At 58.7% G+C, this 18,465-nt stretch carries 19 protein-coding genes and 1 tRNA gene; 8 read left to right on the top strand and 12 right to left on the bottom strand.

Going from position 1 to position 18,465, the window contains the following annotated elements; all coding sequences use genetic code 11:
• Window positions 1-15 precede the first annotated feature (15 nt).
• Window positions 16-822 (bottom strand): c-type cytochrome, encoded by an 807-nt coding sequence (locus TU73_RS27150; RefSeq protein WP_057014756.1) that lies wholly within the window; start codon window positions 820-822, stop codon window positions 16-18.
• Window positions 823-1,474: 652 nt separating this feature from the next.
• Between TU73_RS27150 and TU73_RS27155 the strand changes: the two genes are divergently transcribed.
• The 3 genes from TU73_RS27155 to TU73_RS27165 all read left to right on the top strand — a co-directional run bounded on the left by TU73_RS27155 (window position 1,475) and on the right by TU73_RS27165 (window position 5,680).
• Window positions 1,475-2,680 carry an acetyl-CoA C-acetyltransferase gene (locus tag TU73_RS27155; protein WP_057014740.1) on the top strand — a complete coding sequence of 402 codons (1,206 nt, stop codon included), beginning with the start codon at window positions 1,475-1,477 and terminating at the stop codon, window positions 2,678-2,680.
• Window positions 2,681-2,696: 16 nt separating this feature from the next.
• Window positions 2,697-4,844: a 3-hydroxyacyl-CoA dehydrogenase NAD-binding domain-containing protein gene (locus tag TU73_RS27160; protein WP_057014741.1), complete on the top strand. Its 2,148-nt coding sequence runs from the start codon at window positions 2,697-2,699 to the stop codon at window positions 4,842-4,844.
• Window positions 4,845-4,936: 92 nt separating this feature from the next.
• Window positions 4,937-5,680: an amidotransferase gene (locus TU73_RS27165; RefSeq protein ID WP_043047168.1), complete on the top strand. Its 744-nt coding sequence runs from the start codon at window positions 4,937-4,939 to the stop codon at window positions 5,678-5,680.
• On the opposite strand, the gene TU73_RS27170 is transcribed toward TU73_RS27165, so the two are convergent.
• The 3 genes from TU73_RS27170 to TU73_RS27180 form a co-directional block, all read right to left on the bottom strand.
• Window positions 5,658-6,629: a magnesium and cobalt transport protein CorA gene (locus tag TU73_RS27170; protein WP_043047199.1), complete on the bottom strand. Its 972-nt coding sequence runs from the start codon at window positions 6,627-6,629 to the stop codon at window positions 5,658-5,660. The genes TU73_RS27165 and TU73_RS27170 overlap by 23 nt on opposite strands.
• Before the next feature lie 120 nt (window positions 6,630-6,749).
• Complete coding sequence (locus TU73_RS27175; RefSeq protein ID WP_057014742.1) at window positions 6,750-7,475, bottom strand: 1-acylglycerol-3-phosphate O-acyltransferase; 726 nt, start codon at window positions 7,473-7,475, stop codon at window positions 6,750-6,752.
• Between the two features lie 212 nt (window positions 7,476-7,687).
• Window positions 7,688-8,380, bottom strand: a complete 693-nt coding sequence (locus TU73_RS27180) for a crotonase/enoyl-CoA hydratase family protein (protein ID WP_057014743.1) — start codon at window positions 8,378-8,380, stop codon at window positions 7,688-7,690.
• Between the two features lie 321 nt (window positions 8,381-8,701).
• Here TU73_RS27180 and TU73_RS27185 point away from each other — a divergent pair.
• From TU73_RS27185 to TU73_RS27195, 3 genes are all read left to right on the top strand, one after another.
• A tRNA-Ser gene (locus TU73_RS27185) sits at window positions 8,702-8,791 on the top strand.
• Between the two features lie 214 nt (window positions 8,792-9,005).
• Entirely contained in the window at window positions 9,006-9,239 is a 234-nt protein-coding gene (locus tag TU73_RS27190) for a DUF4160 domain-containing protein (protein ID WP_057014744.1), read from the top strand.
• A gap of 3 nt (window positions 9,240-9,242) precedes the next feature.
• Window positions 9,243-9,701, top strand: coding sequence for a DUF2442 domain-containing protein (locus tag TU73_RS27195; protein ID WP_057014745.1), 459 nt, complete (start codon window positions 9,243-9,245; stop codon window positions 9,699-9,701).
• A gap of 59 nt (window positions 9,702-9,760) precedes the next feature.
• Here TU73_RS27195 and TU73_RS27200 read toward each other — a convergent pair whose 3' ends face one another.
• The 5 genes from TU73_RS27200 to TU73_RS27220 form a co-directional block, all read right to left on the bottom strand.
• A complete protein-coding gene (locus TU73_RS27200; RefSeq protein WP_057014746.1) occupies window positions 9,761-10,801 on the bottom strand; it encodes an EamA family transporter in 1,041 nt (346 codons plus the stop codon).
• Window positions 10,802-10,871: 70 nt separating this feature from the next.
• Entirely contained in the window at window positions 10,872-11,207 is a 336-nt protein-coding gene (locus tag TU73_RS27205; protein WP_057014747.1) for a hypothetical protein, read from the bottom strand.
• 161 nt (window positions 11,208-11,368) lie between these two features.
• A complete protein-coding gene (locus tag TU73_RS27210) occupies window positions 11,369-11,947 on the bottom strand; it encodes a DUF4337 domain-containing protein (RefSeq protein WP_057014748.1) in 579 nt (192 codons plus the stop codon).
• A 54-nt stretch (window positions 11,948-12,001) separates the two neighbouring features.
• Window positions 12,002-12,367, bottom strand: a complete 366-nt coding sequence (locus tag TU73_RS27215; RefSeq protein ID WP_043047107.1) for a DUF2784 domain-containing protein — start codon at window positions 12,365-12,367, stop codon at window positions 12,002-12,004.
• A gap of 51 nt (window positions 12,368-12,418) precedes the next feature.
• Window positions 12,419-12,745, bottom strand: coding sequence for a helix-turn-helix domain-containing protein (locus TU73_RS27220; protein WP_057014749.1), 327 nt, complete (start codon window positions 12,743-12,745; stop codon window positions 12,419-12,421).
• A gap of 259 nt (window positions 12,746-13,004) precedes the next feature.
• On the opposite strand from TU73_RS27220, the gene TU73_RS27225 reads away from it, so the two are divergent.
• Window positions 13,005-13,691: an HAD-IA family hydrolase gene (locus TU73_RS27225; RefSeq protein WP_057014750.1), complete on the top strand. Its 687-nt coding sequence runs from the start codon at window positions 13,005-13,007 to the stop codon at window positions 13,689-13,691.
• 127 nt (window positions 13,692-13,818) lie between these two features.
• Here TU73_RS27225 and TU73_RS27230 read toward each other — a convergent pair whose 3' ends face one another.
• Window positions 13,819-14,565, bottom strand: a complete 747-nt coding sequence (locus TU73_RS27230) for a 3-oxoacyl-ACP reductase family protein (protein ID WP_057014751.1) — start codon at window positions 14,563-14,565, stop codon at window positions 13,819-13,821.
• A 106-nt stretch (window positions 14,566-14,671) separates the two neighbouring features.
• On the opposite strand from TU73_RS27230, the gene TU73_RS27235 reads away from it, so the two are divergent.
• Window positions 14,672-15,595, top strand: coding sequence for a LysR family transcriptional regulator (locus TU73_RS27235; protein ID WP_057014752.1), 924 nt, complete (start codon window positions 14,672-14,674; stop codon window positions 15,593-15,595).
• A gap of 116 nt (window positions 15,596-15,711) precedes the next feature.
• Here TU73_RS27235 and TU73_RS27240 read toward each other — a convergent pair whose 3' ends face one another.
• Both TU73_RS27240 and TU73_RS27245 read right to left on the bottom strand, forming a co-directional pair.
• Window positions 15,712-16,440, bottom strand: coding sequence for an aspartate/glutamate racemase family protein (locus tag TU73_RS27240; RefSeq protein ID WP_057014753.1), 729 nt, complete (start codon window positions 16,438-16,440; stop codon window positions 15,712-15,714).
• A 13-nt stretch (window positions 16,441-16,453) separates the two neighbouring features.
• Window positions 16,454-17,983, bottom strand: coding sequence for an NCS1 family nucleobase:cation symporter-1 (locus TU73_RS27245; protein WP_057014754.1), 1,530 nt, complete (start codon window positions 17,981-17,983; stop codon window positions 16,454-16,456).
• Window positions 17,984-18,465 lie beyond the last annotated feature (482 nt).

Consider the following 18,465-nt stretch of genomic DNA (forward strand, 5'->3'; position numbering starts at 1 on the left):
TGAATTGCTCCAGACTTAAGGTTGGTGCTTGCGCCCCGCCATATGCTGCAAATACTCGACCAGCATATCCAGCTCGTTATCCGGCAATACACTGGCAGCAAACGCCGGCATCTTCGCCTGCGGCCAGTGCCTCAGGCTTTGCGGGTCACGGATATAACGCTTGAGGAAATCACCGCCAAAATACTCGGTGGGGCTGTAGGGAATATTCAGGTCCGGCCCCACTTGGGCATCGCCGGCGCCGTTGAGGCGGTGGCAGGCCAGGCAGTTCTTCTGGAACAACGCAAAGCCCTGGTTGACCGGGTCATCCGCCGCCAGCGTCGGGTCGGGTAACAGTGCAGGGAAACGTTCGGCAACCGTCTGCAATTGCTTGATCCTGGAGACTTGGAACGGCCACTGCTCCGGGCTGATGTGCCCGGCTTCGGGGTGGGTCCACACCAGGTAGAACGGCCCGGCGCTCGGTTTGCCTTGCGCAAGCGCGGGCCATGGACGGGCCGGGTCTTCCACCGCCAACCAGGCGCGGGCGCCGGTTTTTTCCAACAACGGCGCGGCAGACAGTTCGGCGGCGAAACCATCCAGGGCAACCGCTTGCAGGTGGCTCTGAGGTTTAAGGCCGGGCAGGAGTGCCGCCAGGGGCACCGCGCGATAGGTCATGTTGCGCTTGTAGGACACGTCATCGACGATCTGCACCGTCTGCGCTTGCGGGTGTTTGAGCAGATCAGCGGTCTGCCAGGTCTGGCTGGCGTGCTCCAGTTCGATGGTCAATTGCGCAGCGGCTACAGGAAAGCTCAGCAGCAGGGCAAATAAGGCGAGGATCGATTTCAAGGCAGCGGCCCGATGCAAGGTGGCGATGGCGCTCACGATACCGGAAATTGACAGGTAAAAAAGACAGCCCCCGCAACGGCAGTGCTAAGCGCACTATCCCGGCAGGTGCTGCCAAAAGCTGCAGGCCTGGTGCTGTATATGCACGGCGTCTGGGGGTCGGGGCGTCACCCGAGCACCTTGGTCAGGTTGGGCAAGATCAGAATCAGTGTGGTGGCGAACAGAATAAGTCCTGCCTGACGTACTTTCGAATGTTTGAACATGGCTGACTGCCTATTTTGTTGTTATTCCTGAGCGTCAAATGCGTGCCGGTTAATTTCAGTATCGCGAGCTGACGTTGCACTTTTCTTACAGCTGCTCCGGCAAGACCCGGCAGCAGCGTCTTACAGGTTCAACCTTAGAGCGCCCGTCCTTCTTCGCTTAGATCCATTTCATATCAGCTAATCAGCATTTGCGCTAAAAACGGCATGAGGCTTAGTGCCATCTTGGCGCCAGCCCTAGGGCTAGACCGCTAAAACGATTAATCAGATATTTTTCGTAGCTACCTACCGTTCGTCCGAGCGAGGGGGTCAAAAGCATTGAGCGCATCCGTCATTGAAACCGTGTCAATCGGGCCTAAGGTAGGGGCATACACCCACAGCGGCTCGAGGATGTCATGACCCAAGCTTTGATCTTTGATGCGATACGCACGCCCCGGGGCAAGGGCAAGGCCGACGGTGCCCTGCACAGCGTCAAGCCGGTAAACCTGGTGGCCGGCTTGCTCACTGCGCTGGCGCAACGCAGCGAGCTTGATACGCACCAGGTGGATGACATCGTGCTCGGCTGCGTCACCCCCGTGGGCGACCAGGGCGCCGATATCGCCAAGACTGCCGCGTTGGTAGCGGATTGGGACATCAGCGTCGCCGGCGTGCAGGTCAATCGCTTTTGCGCCTCCGGCCTGGAGGCGGTCAACCTGGGCGCGATGAAGGTGCGTTCCGGCTTCGAAGACCTGGTCGTCGTCGGCGGCGTCGAATCCATGTCCCGGGTGCCCATGGGCAGCGATGGCGGCGCCTGGGTGCTCGACCCGCAAACCAATCTGCACAGCCACTTCACGCCCCAGGGTATCGGCGCCGACCTGATCGCCACCCTGGAAGGCTTCAGCCGCCAGGATGTGGACGCCTTTGCCCTGCAGTCCCAGCAGAAAGCCGCCAGGGCACGGGCAGACGGTTCCTTCAACAAGTCGCTGATCGCAGTGCAGGACCAGAACGGCATCGTGCTGTTGGACCATGATGAGTTTATCCGGGGCGACTCCACCCTTGAGGGTTTGGGCAAGCTCAAGCCCAGCTTCGAAATGATGGGCCAGATGGGTTTCGACGCCACCGCATTGCGGGTCTACAGCCATGTGGAACGCATCCACCATGTGCACACCCCGGGCAACAGCTCCGGCATCGTCGACGGCGCGGCATTGATGTTAATCGGCTCCGAGGCCAAAGGTCGCGAACTGGGCCTGCAACCGCGGGCGCGCATTGTTGCCACGGCCGTGACCAGCACCGACCCGACCATCATGCTCACCGGCCCGGCGCCAGCCACTCGCAAGGCCCTGGCCAAGGCCGGCCTGCGGGTTGAAGACATCGACCTGTTCGAAGTCAACGAAGCGTTCGCCTCGGTGGTGCTCAAGTTTATCAAGGACATGGGCATCGACGCCGCCCGGGTTAACGTCAACGGCGGCTCCATCGCCATGGGCCACCCGCTTGGCGCCACCGGTTGTGCGATCCTCGGCACTTTGCTCGATGAGCTGGAGGTGCGTCAGCAACGCTACGGCCTGGCCACGCTCTGTGTCGGCGGCGGCATGGGTATTGCCACCATTATCGAACGCCTCTGAGCCTAAGGAATCTGTCATGACCGATGCCATTCGTTACGAAAAAGGCCAGGACCAGATTGTGGTACTGACCCTCGACATGCCCGGCCAGAGCGCCAACACCATGAACGCAGTGTATCGCGAGGCCATGGCGGCCTCCCTCACGCGCCTGGAAGCGGAAAAGGACGAGATCGCCGGGGTGGTGATCACCTCGGCCAAGAAGACCTTTTTTGCCGGTGGCGATCTCAATGAACTGATCAAGGTCGACAAGTCTCACGCCAAGGATTTCTACGACAGCGTGCTGGTGTTGAAGGAGCAGTTGCGGCGCCTGGAAACCCTCGGCAAGCCGGTGGTGGCTGCGATCAATGGCGCGGCCTTGGGCGGCGGCTGGGAGATCTGCCTGGCCTGCCATCATCGGGTCGCGCTGGACGACAAAGCTGTTCAGCTCGGTCTGCCGGAAGTCACCCTTGGCCTGCTGCCGGGCGGTGGCGGGGTAGTGCGCATGGTGCGCATGCTGGGCCTGGAAAAAGCCCTGCCGTACTTGCTCGAGGGTAAAAAAGTCCGGGCCGCACAGGCCCTGCAAGCCGGTTTGATTGGTGAGCTGGCGGCGGATCGTGATGAGCTGCTGAGCAAGTCACGGGCCTGGATTCTCGCGAATCCTGAGGCAAAGCAACCGTGGGACAACAAGGCATATCAGATCCCAGGTGGTACGCCGTCAAATCCCAAAGTCGCGCAAATGCTCGCGATTGCCCCATCGATTTTGCGCAGCAAAACCAATGGCTGCTTCCCGGCGCCGGAGAAAATCCTCTGCGCCGCCGTGGAAGGCGCCCAGGTGGACTTCGATACCGCGCACCTGATAGAAACCCGCTACTTCACCGAACTGGTGACCGGGCAAGTGGCGAAAAACATGATTGGCACCTTCTGGTTCCAGCTCAATGAAATCAACGCCGGCAGCTCGCGGCCCCAGGGTTTTGCCCCTTGGGTCACACACAAGGTCGGTGTGCTCGGGGCCGGCATGATGGGCGCCGGCATTGCGTATGTCAGCGCTTGTGCGGGCATCGACGTGGTGCTCAAGGACATCAACCTCGCCGCCGCCGAGAAAGGCAAGGCGCACTCGGCCGCGTTGCTGGACAAGAAGGTCAGCCGTGGGCAATTGACTGCTGAACAGCGGGAAACCACCCTGGCGCGCATTCATCCGACGCAGGATGATGCCGATCTGGCCGGCTGCGACCTGATCATCGAGGCCGTGTTCGAAGACCGCGAACTCAAGGCCAGGGTCTCGGCCGCCGCACAAAGCGTGGTCGGTGCCGACGCAGTGATCGCCTCCAACACCTCCACCTTGCCCATCAGCGGCCTGGCCACGGCAGTCCCCGATCAAGCCAGGTTTATCGGCCTGCACTTCTTCAGCCCCGTGGACAAGATGCCCCTGGTGGAAATCATCAAGGGCGCCCGCACCAGCGACGAAACCCTGGCCCGAGGTTTCGACTTCGTCCTGCAAATCAAGAAAACCCCGATTGTGGTCAACGACAGTCGCGGCTTCTTTACTTCGCGGGTGTTTGGCACGTTCACCAACGAAGGCATCGCCATGCTCGGCGAAGGCGTAGCCGCACCGATGATCGAAACCGAAGCGCGCAAGGCCGGCATGCCGGTGGGGCCGCTGGCGGTGTCCGATGAAGTCTCCCTCAGCCTGATGAGCCATATCCGACAGCAAACCGCCAAGGATCTGCAGGCCGAAGGTAAGGCACTGCCGAACCATCCGGCGACCGCGGTGATTGATCTGTTGGTGAACGAATACAAGCGCACGGGCAAGGCGGCGGGCGGTGGTTTTTACGATTATCCAGCCGGTGGCCAGAAGCACCTGTGGCCCGAGTTGAAAACCCGCTTCGAACAGCCCGACAAGCGCATTTCAGCTCAGGACGTGCGCGACCGCTTGCTGTTTATCCAGGCCATTGAAACGGTGCGCTGTGTGGAGGAGGGCGTGCTGATGTCCACGGCTGATGCCAACGTCGGTTCGATCTTCGGCATTGGTTTTGCCGCGTGGAGTGGCGGGGCGTTGCAGTTTATCAACCAGTACGGGCTGGACGACTTTGTCGCCCGCGCTCGTTACCTGGCCGAGCAGTATGGCGAGCGCTTCTCGCCGCCGGCGTTGTTGCTGGAGAAAGCGGCACAGGGTGAAGTGTTCCGCTGAGCAAAATGTGGGAGGGGAGCTTGCCTTGAGGGTGTATTTCAAGGCAGGCTCTGGGGTGTGCAATATTCCCATCGCCGTGTCAGGTATTTTTTATGTCGCTACGCGTCTGCATCCTGGAAACCGATATCCTGCGTCCAGGCTTGATCGATCAGTACCAAGGTTACGGGCAGATGTTCAAGCGCCTGTTCGCCAAGCAACCGATTGCCGCCGAATTTGTCGTCTACAACGTGGTGCAGGGCGAATACCCACCGGATGACGAAGTGTTTGATGCATACCTGATCACCGGCAGCAAGGCCGACTCGTTCGGCACTGACCCTTGGATCCAGACCCTCAAGACCTATGTGCTCGAGCGCTACGAGCGCGGTGACAAGCTGTTGGGTATCTGCTTCGGCCATCAACTCCTGGCATTGCTGCTCGGCGGCAAGACTGAGCGCGCGAGCCAAGGCTGGGGCATGGGCATCCATGACTACAAGCTGGATGCCAAGGCCCCATGGATGAGCCCCGAGGTGCCGGAGCTGACGCTATTGATCAGCCACCAGGACCAGGTCACGACCTTGCCGGAAAATGCCACGGTCATTGCCTCCAGTGAGTTTTGCCCGATTGCCGCTTACCACATCGGTGACCAGGTGTTGTGTTTCCAGGGGCACCCGGAATTTGTCCAGGACTATTCCCGCGAGTTGCTGGAGATTCTTCAGACAACCCTGGGGGAAAAGGTTTACACCAACGGCGTTGCCAGCCTGGAACGCGACCATCACGGAGCAACCGTGGCGGAGTGGATGATGCGTTTTGTCGCCCACAAGCCCGACGCCAGCGTTAAAGCCAGCCCGAACGCTTGAAGCTGGCCCATAAACCTGTACAGCCCAGCGCAATAAACCCGAGCACCGCAAAATAGCCGTAGTGCCATTGCAGCTCGGGCATGTTCTGGAAGTTCATCCCATAAATCCCCGCCACTGCCGTGGGGAATGCCAGGATCGCCGCCCACGCGGCGAACTTGCGCTGCACCACGCTCTGGCGCGAGGCCTCCAGCAACACACCGATCTCGATGGTCTGGCTGGCGATATCGCGCAGGGTGGTGAGGTCCTCCATCTGCCGCGTTACATGGATCTGCACGTCGCGGAAGTAGGGGCGCATGTTCTTGTCGATAAACGGAAAGCTCAGCTTCTGCAGCTCCTGGCTGATCTCCACCATCGGTGCCACATAGCGCTTGAGCCGCAGCACGTCGCGGCGCAGGCCGTGCAGGTTCTGGATATCGCCCTCGCTCAGCGAGCTGCACAGCACGTTGCGCTCCAGCTCATCAATCTCCGCATGGATCGCCTCGCTCACCGGCTGGTAGTTTTCGGTGACGAAATCCAGCAGCGCATAGAGTACGAAGTCTTCCCCATGCTCCAGCAGCAGTGGTCGCGCTTCACAACGTTGGCGCACAAAACCGTAGGACGCCGAATGACCATTGCGTGCGGTGATGATGTAGCCGTTGCCGGCAAAGATATGGGTTTCGATAAACTCCAGCTTGCCGTTCTCGCGCACCGGTGAATAGGTGACGATAAACAGCGCGTCGCCGAAGGTTTCCAGCTTCGGGCGGCTGTGCTTTTCCATGGCGTCTTCAATGGCCAGTTCGTGCAGGTTGAACTGGCGTTGCAGGTTGTTCAACTCCTGGGCGCTGGGCTCTTCCAGGCCGATCCACACAAAGTGTCCGGGTTTGGCGGCCCAGGCCGCGCCTTCATCGAGGGTGATATCCGAGACTTTCTTTCCGGCGCTGTAGACGGCGGCCGCAACAACTCTACCCATGGTGTTGATCACTTCTTATCAAGAGGACAGATGTTGGGCAGCTTAGCTGGAAGCGAGTTCTATTGTTGTTGATCGTTCCTACGCTCCGCGTCACCCTGAACAGGGCTGAAGCCCGAGCGGTTACAACGGCGTTTGCAGTTCGCGATCCATCCGGGCAATGCACTCACCCATCTGCGTCTGACAGGCCATCATTAACTGAGGGATATCGTCCGCTGTCAGGCCAATCGTAGGAATCGGCGGCAACGAACGTATGAGCACATCCCCACTGTCCCAACGATTGAGCTTCATCTGCTTCACATAAGTGCTGACACACACCTGCACGATCGGCACGCCGGCCGCAATTGCCATATGAAACGCACCTTTCTTGAACGGCAACAGCCCTTTGCCCAGGTTGCGCGTGCCTTCGGGGAACACCCAGATCGAGGTGTCCTCATGCTGCAACGTGTGGGTGGTGGTAAGCATGGCACGCCGCGCCTTGTGTGCATTGCCGCGGTCGATCAGCACATTGCCCGCCAGCCAGAACAACTGGCCGAACAGCGGCACCCATTTAAGGCTCTTCTTGGCGATGCATACGGTGCGGTGCGGCACTACATTGCCAAGTACAAAGAGGTCGTAATTGGACTGATGGTTGGCGATCACCACACAGGTACCGGGTTTGTTGCGCAGCGAGTCGACATCTGTCTTCACCTTCAGGCGCAAAATCCACATGGCCGGTAATGCGTAAAGACGGGCGCAGAGGCGGCTGTTGTCCGGGTTGAATGGCCGACACACCCCTAAAATTACGCCCAGTACCCCGGCGATCATAAAGTGCAGGCCCATCAACAGCATACGTAACAGAAAAAGCATCGAAACGGCCCATCGGGACAAAAGGTGGCGCAGTGTACGGATGTGCACTGTATTCGGCAATTGCCCCTACAGAGGTAGGAGATAGGCGATGTTTAAGCGCATGTTTCTACGCATGCCAATAACGGCTGCCCAGAGCGGCTACAGATGTTTCGGGTTTATTTGTAAGAAAAAGCCCGATACTGGATCGGGCGTTGATAAAGCAGGTGTAGGAGTTAACTCAGGTTATGGCCTTGATCCTGGATGATTGCTTCGTCCAGAGCTTCCAGCAGCGCCCGGCGCACTTTTAACTTGGTGTGCTTGTGAGCGTTCATATTGATCTTCTTCAATTGCCGCGCCGCCTCCAGGGCTGCCGCGTGCAATTCTTCCGGTGCCACGACCTTATCGAGGAAGCCTGCTTGCAAGGCGCCTTGCGGATCAAACATTTCGGCATTGATCACCGACCGGTGAAATGCCGACTTGCGCAGACGATCCCGCGCCAGCTCGATACCAGCGTGGTGCATGGTCATGCCGATTGCCACTTCATTCAGACCAATGCTGAATGGTCCCTCGACGCCGATCCGATAATCCGCCGACAACAACAGGAACGCACCCTTGGCCACCGCATGTCCAGGGCACGCCACGATCACCGGGAACGGATGCGCCAACAAGCGCCGCGCCAGGGTCGAGCCCGACGTCACCAGGCTGATCGCTTCTTTAGGGCCGGCCGTCATCACCTTCAAATCATAACCACCCGACAAAATCCCCGGCGTGCCCGTGATGATCACCACTGCCCGATCTTTCTCGGCCTGATCCAGCGCAGCATTGAATTCGCTGACCACCGCCGGAGAAATGGCATTGACCTTGCCGTTGCTCAAGGTCAGGGTCGCGATACCGTCTTCGAAGTGGTAGGCAATCAACTCACTCATGACGCGGTTCCTTGTAGGGCTTGTTATAGAGAGAATGCAACAGACGTTACCCACCACGCCCGCCTGGGTAAAGCGCTGTGACTGACTACCCAGTCAGGCTTTTCCCCTATGCCCAAGGGTAGACGTCCCGCGGCACAGCGCAGCAGTCCCGCAAAACCGGTGCTGGGCCTGCCCAAGAATGGCAGAAACACTACCCGTTACCGGGTGCGCCACGGCATAACCGTCTAACCGCATGAAAATTCTGAAAAAAACCTTTGCCATCAGAAAGGCTTTCGACTACATTAGCGCGCCTCGACAGACTGAACTGGTTTGCCGAGATACGGTGAAGTGTCCGAGTGGCTTAAGGAGCACGCCTGGAAAGTGTGTATACAAGAAATTGTATCGAGAGTTCGAATCTCTCCTTCACCGCCAAATTCGATGTAAACAAAACCCCTGGTTTCGAGAGAAACCAGGGGTTTTGTGATTTCTGGGGTTTGAAAAGTCCAGCTTTATCAGGTCATACGCTTATGAACGGCTCTTGTTGCGGCTTCTTGTCTAGTCGCCTCAGGTGTCGAAGGAATTGTAGATTCTTGGCGTATGGGATCAAGGTTGTGCTAGAGAAAATATTTCTCTAGCATCTACCGTCATGGCTACCCTTCATACTGAACAAAACTGGAAAATAAAAATCTATCCCGACGACCACGCGCCGCCGCATTTTCACGTGCAGACGCCGGATGGTGAGTCGCTGATTCAGATAGAAGGGCTTGTTGTGCTCGGTACAGGCGCCGAGAAGAAAGCCTTGAAAGCTGCCCTGCTTTGGGCAAAAGCTCATATCGCTGATCTTAAACGGGTATGGGATGAACAAAACCGGAGGGACTGACATATGACCAGCAAGCTTCGCATTTCTGCTGTGCAACCAGTTGCCGGCAAGCATGCCTTAGAGATCGAATGGAACAACGGTAAGCGCCACACTGTTGACCTCACCGATCATATAAATACTTTTCCTGTGCTCACACCACTCTTGGATTTGGCGCTATTCAGCCAAGTGAAAGTTGGTGAGTGGGGCTTTGATGTGACATGGGGTAATGACCTGGAACTGTCCGCTGTCACGTTGCACCGTCTGGCGTTGGAGCAATCTGGTGAGGTCATGCTGACCCAGGATTTCAGAAAGTGGATGCTCAGTAACAATTTATCCCTTTCCGCAGCTGCTGTTGAACTGGGCTTTTCTCGTAGGACTATCACCGCGTACAGCAGTGGTGCTGCGCTTATTCCCAAGCATGTCGGGTTGGCATGTAGGGGGTGGGAGTATGAGCATAAAGGTTACACGGGCCACCACGCTTAAACGGGCCTGTTTTCCATCAGGGCGGCCAATAGAGCCGCCCTGATACATCCGCACCACTCTCAATGCCTATGCCGATGATGCACATCCGGAAAATGCGCATGGCTGTGCTTGATCACCTTGTGAACATGCACATGGCTATGAGGCTGCGCCGAATCCCACTCAAACCCATGCTCATGCTGATGATGCTCATCATGCACATGCCGATGCCCATGTTCCGTCGCTTCATGCAGATGCTCATGGGCATGCCGTTCCGTCAGGTGCAGCCACACGCCCACGGCCATCAGCGCGGAGGCAATCCAGAACGCCAGGGTCACCGACTCTCCAAACACCAGCAAGGCCACTGCGGCGCCGAGAAAGGGCGCCGTCGAGAAGTAGGCGCCGGTGCGCGCACTGCCCAGCCCGCGTAACGCCAGCACAAACATGACCAGGCTGACCCCATACCCCAGGAACCCCACCACCAGGATCGGCGCCAGTTGCGCCAGGCCGGGAATCTGCGCCCCGAGGTAAAGCGCCAGGCTGCAATTCACAATCCCCGCAATCAGACCCTTGGCGCCGGCGATAAACAGCGCGTCAGACGCCGACACCTTGCGCGTCAAGTTGTTATCAATGCCCCAGCACAAGCACGCCAGCGCAACGGCAAGGGGCCCGATCCAGTCCTGGCTGGCGCCGTCAGCGCCGGTCCATGACAACACCGCGCCGCCCAGCACAATCGCGATCATGCCAAGCACGATGCGGCGGTCTGCGTTTTCCCTGAATACGACCCAGGCGATCACGGCGGTCAGCACCGATTCAAGGTTGAGCATCAGCGAGGCGGTAGCGCTGGCGGTACGGGTCAGGCCGAACATGAGGGCGACGGGTCCGAGGATGCCGCCGAAGGCGATGGCGCCAAGTAGCCAGGGCCATTCCGATGGGGTCAACCCGGTAGGTGCCCAGCCGCGATCGCGGATCAGGCGTACGCCAGCAAGGCCAATGCCGCTGCCGAAGTAGAGCAGGCCGGCGAGCAGTATGGGCGAGAGGTCCAGGCCGAGGCTTTTGGCGAGCGGGGTGCTGGCGCCGAACAGGGCGGCGGCGGCGAGGGCGTAAACAATACTGAGGTTCATGGGCCATCCTCGGCAAGTCCGGCCCATGATACGTCGAATGCCGGGGTCGGCGCCCTGGCATTTTCGTGCTTTATTGCGCGGTTTTCAGCTTGATCACATCACCGGAAATCTTGGTGGTGTAGCCGTTCAGTACCCAGGCCCAGAACCACTTTTCCTGCACTTGGGTGTTGATCAGCGCATCGCCGCCTTTGGCTTTGATGGCTGCATCCTGAGCGCGTACGAAGCGGTTGTTCTGGCCAATCGGGATAACGCCCAGCAGCATGATGCCGGTGGCGCTGGCTTCGCTGTGGCCGAGGACGGTGTATTGGCTGGCGTCGTATTGCGGGGTTTTCATGGCGGTGCCGGTGCAACCTGCCAGGGTGAAACCAAGAACGGCTGCTGCAACTACTTTACTGACGTATTTCACTTGTAACTCCATGGACTCAATCTCGAGATTCAATTCTCGGGGGGCACCACTTTAATCGCTCAGATGGCAGATTGAAAACAATCGGCAAAGGTTTCATGTGTATGTGGCGACTGTCAGGCCGCCATTGGGAGCAAGCCCCCTTCCACATTTGCCCGTGTGGGTCAGAGATGCAGCGATGCCAGGCTGCCCAGCACCACAGCCACTGCGCCGGCCGTATACGACATGCGTTTGAGCCATTCCTTACGGGTGAGCAAGGTGATCGCCGCCAACGAAATCGCGATCTGAATTACTGTCATTGCCTGGGCCCAGCGATGGTGCTGGTGCAGTGCCTGCTCGGATTTCTGATCCCATTGCCGTGAGGTGGCCTCCAGCTTCTCGGCTTGCTTGCGCACGTCTTCCTTCTGCTTTTTGTAGCGCTCGATCTCATCCGTGTAGTGCGCCGCATCCACGCCGGGAATATGGGTGGCCAACTCCGCAAGGTTCTGGCGGCTGGATTTGGCCTGGTAGTAGTTCCATTGGTTGGCGGCTTCGGTCTTGATGATGGCGGCGTTGTTCTTGTCCATTGCCGCTTCGCTTTCGCTGGAGCCGGCCTGGTAGCTGAGCATGGCGCCGACGGTGGCCATGATGGCGGTCATCACGGCGATGCGGCTGGCGAAAGTATCGCCGCGGCCGTGGGCGTGTTCGGTGGTGTGCTCGAGATGTTTTTCGTGGGGGCTGGGGACTTCGAAGGCTTCGGACATGGCGGCGTCTGCGAACGGATTGAGGTGGGCTGATTCTTCACCAGCGCAGCTGTCTCAAGCCTGTACGTAACGCCGGATAACCCGCCCGTACACCGCGAGGTTAACCAACACCACCACGGCTCCCAGCGCCAGCTGAATATTGGCGGTCAGGCCGGCGGGGTAGATCAGCGTCAGGATGTAGTGCTCGATAAACCCGCCGCCATAACCGTCTTGCCCGGCCAGGTGGCGCAACAGGTTTTCCCAACGGGTGAGCGGGCAGGGCAGGTGCAGCACCTCCACAGCGATGCCCCAGGCAACGGCGGGCAAATGCAGCCACATCACTCGAGGCCATTTCAGGGTGAGCAGGCCGCCGAACAGCACGAACAGGATAAAGCTCAGGTGAAACAGCACGAGGCCGTCGGCAGCTAAACGATAGAGCATGCTTGAGCTCGATTTGAGGTGAAGGGGGGCGCGAATCTTGCGGGTTGACGTTTATATCTCCAGTTGGCTGGCATTGATACCGAACGCCTTGGCAATTTTTTCCCGCGTGGTCCGTCGAGGTTTATTGACCGCCTCTTGCTGGGCAAAGGCAGGTTGTGAAATACCCAGGCGCCTGGCGACCTCTTCCTGGGTCAGGTTCAGGTGTTCGCGCCAGGCTCGGATAGGTGTCGCGCCATCCACCAGGCGGCTGACTACCGCATGGGGGATCAGGTTTGGATCGTTTTGCCGCGATACATAGTGTTCATAGGGAATCACCACGAAGGCTGGCTTGCCCTCCGTATTGTGGATGATCTGTACGGCAGTAGGTTCGCTCGTCACGTTTTTTAACCTCTTGGATGTTGGATTGAACTCATCGGAGATTAATAAGTCTTTTATAAGGTTTACAAGGTGTATTTTCCTGCGCGAGCCAATGGCTGATCGCTTTGCCTTGGTAAACCCTAGACGGCCGCTGTGGGTGTCGGCTGGTGAAACTGTTGCCTGGTATGAATTGCTGATCGTGGGCAACGGAGGTTGCTTGCAAGCAACGAGGGCCGTTATTGTGCTGAATCCTTTTAGTCATACTCAGGGTTGTGTTGTGATGAGTGCACCGCGTACCGCTGTCCCGATCAAGGCCGTAATCTTCGATATGGACGGGTTGTTGCTGGATACCGAAGGCATCTACACCGAAGTCACGCAGATCATTGCCGAGCGCTACGGCCGTACCTATGACTGGGGGATCAAGCAGCACATCATTGGGCGCGGTGCCCAGGACCTGGCCGATTACGTGGTCAAGGCGCTGGACTTGCCGATCACACCCGCCGAGTTCCTGGAGATCCGCGAGCCGCTGATGAGCGAGCGCTTTCCCAAGGCCCTGGGTATGCCGGGCGCCGAGGCGTTGGTGCGGCATTTGAAGGCGCACAATATTCCGATTGCGGTGGGCACCAGTTCATCGCGCAACTCGTTTGGCCACAAGACCACCTTGCACCGCGAATGGTTTGGCCTGTTCGACACTATCGTCACTGCGGACGACCCGGAGGTCGGCGCTGCCAAGCCTGCGCCGGATATCTTCCTGACCGCCGCGCGCCGTCTGGGTGTGGCGCCGGAGGATTGCCTGGTGTTCGAAGACTCGCCGTTCGGCGTCACCGCGGCAAAGGCCGCCCATATGACTGCCATTGCAGTGCCCGATGAGGCGATGGCGGACAGCAAGTACCAGCATGCTGACCAGATTATTCGCAAGCTCGCCGACTTTGATTTGGCCGCCTATGGCTTGCCCCCCATGGCCTGACCCCGCGCGGTCAAAAATGTGGGAGCTGGCTTGCCTGCGAAAGCGGTAGTGCAGTAACAGTTGTCGCACTGACACACCGCCTTCGCGGGCAAGCCCGCTCCCGCATTTGGTTTGCGGTTTTGCAAAATCAGGCGCTGAAACCACCATCGATGGTCAGGCTGGCGCCCGTGATATAGCCGGCTTCCGGCCCGGCCAGATATGCCACAAAACTGGCAATCTCCTCCACATGCCCATACCGACCTACCGCCATCAACCCGATCAGGCTTTCGGCAAAATCACTGTTCGCCGGGTTCATGTCGGTATCTACCGGCCCAGGCTGCACGTTGTTGATGGTGATGCCCCGTGGCCCCAGGTCCCGCGCCAATCCCTTGGTCAACCCCACCAGCGCCGCCTTGCTCATGGCGTAGGGCCCGCCACCGCCAAAGGGCATGCGTTCGGCGTTGGTGCTGCCGATATTGATCACCCGGCCACCTTCGCCCATATGCTTGGCCGCTTCCTGGGTGGCGATAAATACGCTGCGCACATTGATCGCCAAGGTCTGGTCGAAGTCTTCCAGCTTGAATTCTTCCAGCGGCGCGATGGCCAGCACGCCAGCGTTATTCACCAGGATATCCAGGCGTCCAAACGCCTCGACCGTGACGTTGACCGCAGCGCGAATCGCCGTGGCGTCGGCGCTGTCGGCGTGAATCGCCAGAGCCTGACCACCTGCGCTGATCACCTCGTTCTGCAGTGTTTCAGCCTTGGCGGCCGAGCTGACGTAGGTAAACGCAACCGCCGCACCCTGCGCGGCGAGGCGCTTGACGATGGCGGCGCCGATGCCGCGGGAACCGCCTTGGATCAAGGCGACTTTGCCGATGAGATTTTGTGTGGTCATGTCGATCTCCGAGTAGTTGATGGACCGAGTATCGACCTCACCCACCCAAGCCGGTAGACCGCGATTGCTATAGTCTGTGTAAACCAAAAGTTTAGAGTGGGGCGATATGGAGAGCTTTGGCAGTATCGAATGCTTTGTGCGCAGCGCCGAGGGCGGTAGTTTTGCCGAGGCCGCCCGACACCTGAGCCTGACCCCGGCAGCGGTGGGTAAAAGCGTTGCCAAGTTGGAGGCGCGCCTGGGTGTGCGGTTGTTCCAACGCAGTACCCGACGCCTCACCCTGACCGAAGCCGGCAAGCTGTTCCTTGACGAGGTCAGCTCGAGCCTCACCACCATCCAGAATGCCGTAGCCAACCTGGCCAGCGCCGAAGGGCGGCCGGTGGGCACGCTCAAGGTCAGCATGGGCACAGTGGTCGGCTGCTTGTATATCGTGCCGCTGCTGGGTGAATTCCTGAGACGTTATCCCGATATCATTCCGGACTGGCATTTCGACAATCGCCAGGTCGACCTGATTGGCCAGGGCTTCGACGCGGCCCTTGGCGGCGGTTTCGAGCTGCCCCAGGGCGTGGTGGCACGCAAGCTGGCGCCGGCGCATCGGGTGCTGGTGGCGTCCCCCGACTACTTGGCGGCACGCCCGGCGCTGTTACAGCCCGAGGACCTGGAGCGCTGCGACGGCATTCTGATTCGCTCACCGCAAACCGGGCGCGTGCGTTCCTGGCAACTGACTCATCGCAATGGCGAACACGGCCCGCTGAACCTCAAGCCGCGCATGACCATGAGCGACTCCCAAGCCGCCTGCATCGCCGCCGACCAGGGGCTGGGCATTGCGCTGGTGAGCATGCCGTTTGCTGTGCCCTGGTTGGCGAGCGGCAAGTTGCTGCGGGTGTTGCCGGATTGGTATGTGAACGACGGCAATATTTCCATCTACTACGCCGAACACAAACTGTTGCCCGGCAAGACCCGGGCGTTTGTGGATTTCATCATTGAGCAGTTTGCCGAGCAGCAGTTAGGCCAAAGATTCAGTGCCATCTAAAAGTGAAAACAGTTCCAAGTGTGGGAGGGGGCTTGCCCCCGATTACGGTGGGTCAGTTACAGATAAGTCGGCTGATACACCGCTATCGGGGGCAAGCCCCCTCCCACACTAAAACCTCAGTGGCCGAACTTGCTCGGCCAACCCACGACTTTCTTGGGTCTTGGCGTCGCATAGGTCCTGATTTTGGATGTCGACAATCCCAAGCGCACCAATGATTCGGCAACCATCACCGCCGCCGTCACCCCATCCACCACCGGCACTCCGGTACGCTGGCGGATCTGCTCATCCAGCCCGGCCATGCCGCCGCAACCCAGGCAGATCACTTCGGCCTTGTCGTCACGAATCGCCAGTTCCGCCTGGTGCACAATGGCCTCCATGGCAGCCAGCGGGTCTTCTTCCAGCTCCAGCACCGCCATGCCGCTGGCGCGCACCGACGCACAACGCTGGTACAGGCCGGCGAGTTTCAGCCGGTCTTCAATCAGTGGCACCGTACGGTCCAGGGTGGTCACTACCGAGTAGGCATGGCCCAGGAACATCGCGGTGCTGGCGGCCGCTTCGGTAATATCCACCACCGGTACATTCAACAATTCCTGCAAACCTTCCCGACCATGTTCGCCATAGCCGGCCTGGATCACCGCATCGAACGGCTGATCGTAGGCCATCACCCGGTCCATCACGGCGATGGCCGCCAGGTAACTTTCAAAATTGCCTTCCACCGATTCTGCGCCGAAGTACGGAGTGAGCCCGACAATCTCGGTGCCTGGTGACGCTACGGCGCGTGCTTGCTGGGCGATGGTGTCGGTGATGGATTCGGTGGTGTTGACGTTGACCACGAGGATGCGCATGGAATGTCCTTGTTTAATGACTGACGTTATCGACGGCAATGCTTTCGCCGCTGACATCGGCGTAGAACGGCTGGCGCTTGGCGATCAGCAGGTACAGCAACCCTGCGATACCGGCGCCAAACAACCAGGAAAACGGTGAGACACTGGCAAACCCCGGCAATAGCGCCAGCAGGATGGCGATCACCGCTGCAGGAATGAACGCCACCACTGCGCGCAGATTCACTCCTCGGTTGTAGTAATAAACCCCATGGGGGTCTTCGCTATATAGCTGTGGCACATCCACCTGGCTTTTACGGATCAACCAGTAATCGACCATGATCACTCCGTACAACGGCCCCAGCAGCGCGCCCAGGCCAGAGAGGAAATACACGATCACCAGTGGGCTGTTGTAGAGGTTCCAGGGCAGGATCAGCACCGCCACGAAGGCGCTGATCAACCCGGCGCGACGGAAATTCAGGTACTTGGGCGCCAGGTTGCTGAGCACAAAGGCCGGGGCGACGAAGTTGGCCATGATGTTCACCGCTACGGTGACGATCAGGAAGGCCAGGCAGCCGAGCACCAGGAAGAAGGTGCTAGGGATCGCCGCGATGATTTCGGTGGGGCTTTCGATCACCCGGCCATTGAGCTGGAACTGTCCGCCGCACAGCAGCACGGTGATGGCGGCAAACACCAGGATATTGACCGGCAGGCCCCAGAAGTTGCCGACCTTGATGGTCTTTCGGCACGGAGAAGAGCGAGCGAAATCGCAGAAGTTGAGGATCAAGGTGCCATAGATCGCCAGCCACAAAGCGCCGCCGGCAAAGATATTGCGCCACATCTCGCCACCGCTCAGCGGTTCGCGGATCGACCAGGCAATCACGCCGCCCGCCTGGAAGTACATCCAACCGGCCAACGCAGCCACGGTCAGCAGAATCACCGGCCCGGCAAACCCTTCATAACGGCGCACCATCTCCATGCCATAGGCGAGGATCACCAACTGCACCAGCCATATCGCCACAAAGCATGCCCAGCCCAGGGTCGACAAGCCGAGGATCGAGTTGTGGTCATAATCGGCAAAGCCCGGATGAATCGCCGTCAGTAACACGCGCAAAACCACCGACGCCAGGTAGGTCTGGATGCCGAACCAGGCGATCGCAATGACTGCGCGGATCAAGGCCGGAATCTGTGCGCCGTGGATACCGAAACTGATGCGGCTGATCACGGGGAAGGGCACACCGGTCTTCTGTCCCATATACCCCGACAAGTTCATGAAGAAGTACACCAGCGCTGCGCCGATCCCCAGGGACAACAATATTTGCCAGCCGCCCAGGCCCAACGCATACAGGCCGATGGCAAATGAATAGTTGGCGATGTTGTGCACGTCATTGGTCCACAACGCAAAAATGCTATAGCGCCCCCAGCGTCTGCCCTCGACTTTGGTGGGCGCCAGGTCCTTGTTGTGCAGGCGTGGGCTGAGTACCAGCGGGCCGGGGCTTGCAGCTGCGGGATTCAAGGTGGAGGAGGGCAGATCCAGTGCGATGTTGCTCGAGAGACTTGTACGCATTCCGGCAGGCTCCAGCACATCTGCAGCATAGCGGCGGATGGCAAAGTGTATGTAGTTTTTGTATTGATTGTATACAAAGCGTGCATTTCACTAAGCCACATGCGTGCCAGTTTTCGATCTATGAAAAACGGAATTAATTTCTTTTTGGTAGATGTTTTGGATAACTTGCTGAATTAAAAGCGATATAAATTGACCATTCGAACAAGTATTTATTTTTTGATTGAAACCGATGCTCTTAAAACCTGAGGTTACGAGCTTATTTGGATGTTACGTTTTGGTGCGCTTGAAAAAGACTTGCACACAAAAATGGCACCGATGGTTACAAGGTTGTGTACATATTCAGGTTGTGCACAACCAAATGTGGGAGCAACTGTCTTATTGGATTCAATTCAGAAGTCATTTTCATAGGCAGCAAAGCTTCCACAGCTTTAGGCCGTGCAATGCTGAAGGAAATTGCTGCTACCGAGCTAATCGGTGCGCTC

This window comes from Pseudomonas libanensis (assembly GCF_001439685.1).
GTDB lineage: Bacteria > Pseudomonadota > Gammaproteobacteria > Pseudomonadales > Pseudomonadaceae > Aquipseudomonas > Aquipseudomonas libanensis.

What these genes read in the sequence shown, in the direction of transcription:
- TU73_RS27155 (WP_057014740.1), top strand. Translation starts at nt 1,475, where the DNA reads ATGACCCAAGCTTTGATCTTTGATGCGATACGCACGCCCCGGGGCAAG.
- TU73_RS27160 (WP_057014741.1), top strand. Translation starts at nt 2,697, where the DNA reads ATGACCGATGCCATTCGTTACGAAAAAGGCCAGGACCAGATTGTGGTA.
- TU73_RS27165 (WP_043047168.1), top strand. Translation starts at nt 4,937, where the DNA reads ATGTCGCTACGCGTCTGCATCCTGGAAACCGATATCCTGCGTCCAGGC.
- TU73_RS27170 (WP_043047199.1), bottom strand. Translation starts at nt 6,629, where the DNA reads ATGGGTAGAGTTGTTGCGGCCGCCGTCTACAGCGCCGGAAAGAAAGTC.
- TU73_RS27175 (WP_057014742.1), bottom strand. Translation starts at nt 7,475, where the DNA reads ATGCTTTTTCTGTTACGTATGCTGTTGATGGGCCTGCACTTTATGATC.
- TU73_RS27180 (WP_057014743.1), bottom strand. Translation starts at nt 8,380, where the DNA reads ATGAGTGAGTTGATTGCCTACCACTTCGAAGACGGTATCGCGACCCTG.
- TU73_RS27190 (WP_057014744.1), top strand. Translation starts at nt 9,006, where the DNA reads ATGGCTACCCTTCATACTGAACAAAACTGGAAAATAAAAATCTATCCC.
- TU73_RS27195 (WP_057014745.1), top strand. Translation starts at nt 9,243, where the DNA reads ATGACCAGCAAGCTTCGCATTTCTGCTGTGCAACCAGTTGCCGGCAAG.
- TU73_RS27200 (WP_057014746.1), bottom strand. Translation starts at nt 10,801, where the DNA reads ATGAACCTCAGTATTGTTTACGCCCTCGCCGCCGCCGCCCTGTTCGGC.
- TU73_RS27210 (WP_057014748.1), bottom strand. Translation starts at nt 11,947, where the DNA reads ATGTCCGAAGCCTTCGAAGTCCCCAGCCCCCACGAAAAACATCTCGAG.
- TU73_RS27215 (WP_043047107.1), bottom strand. Translation starts at nt 12,367, where the DNA reads ATGCTCTATCGTTTAGCTGCCGACGGCCTCGTGCTGTTTCACCTGAGC.
- TU73_RS27225 (WP_057014750.1), top strand. Translation starts at nt 13,005, where the DNA reads ATGAGTGCACCGCGTACCGCTGTCCCGATCAAGGCCGTAATCTTCGAT.
- TU73_RS27230 (WP_057014751.1), bottom strand. Translation starts at nt 14,565, where the DNA reads ATGACCACACAAAATCTCATCGGCAAAGTCGCCTTGATCCAAGGCGGT.
- TU73_RS27235 (WP_057014752.1), top strand. Translation starts at nt 14,672, where the DNA reads ATGGAGAGCTTTGGCAGTATCGAATGCTTTGTGCGCAGCGCCGAGGGC.
- TU73_RS27240 (WP_057014753.1), bottom strand. Translation starts at nt 16,440, where the DNA reads ATGCGCATCCTCGTGGTCAACGTCAACACCACCGAATCCATCACCGAC.
- TU73_RS27245 (WP_057014754.1), bottom strand. Translation starts at nt 17,983, where the DNA reads ATGCGTACAAGTCTCTCGAGCAACATCGCACTGGATCTGCCCTCCTCC.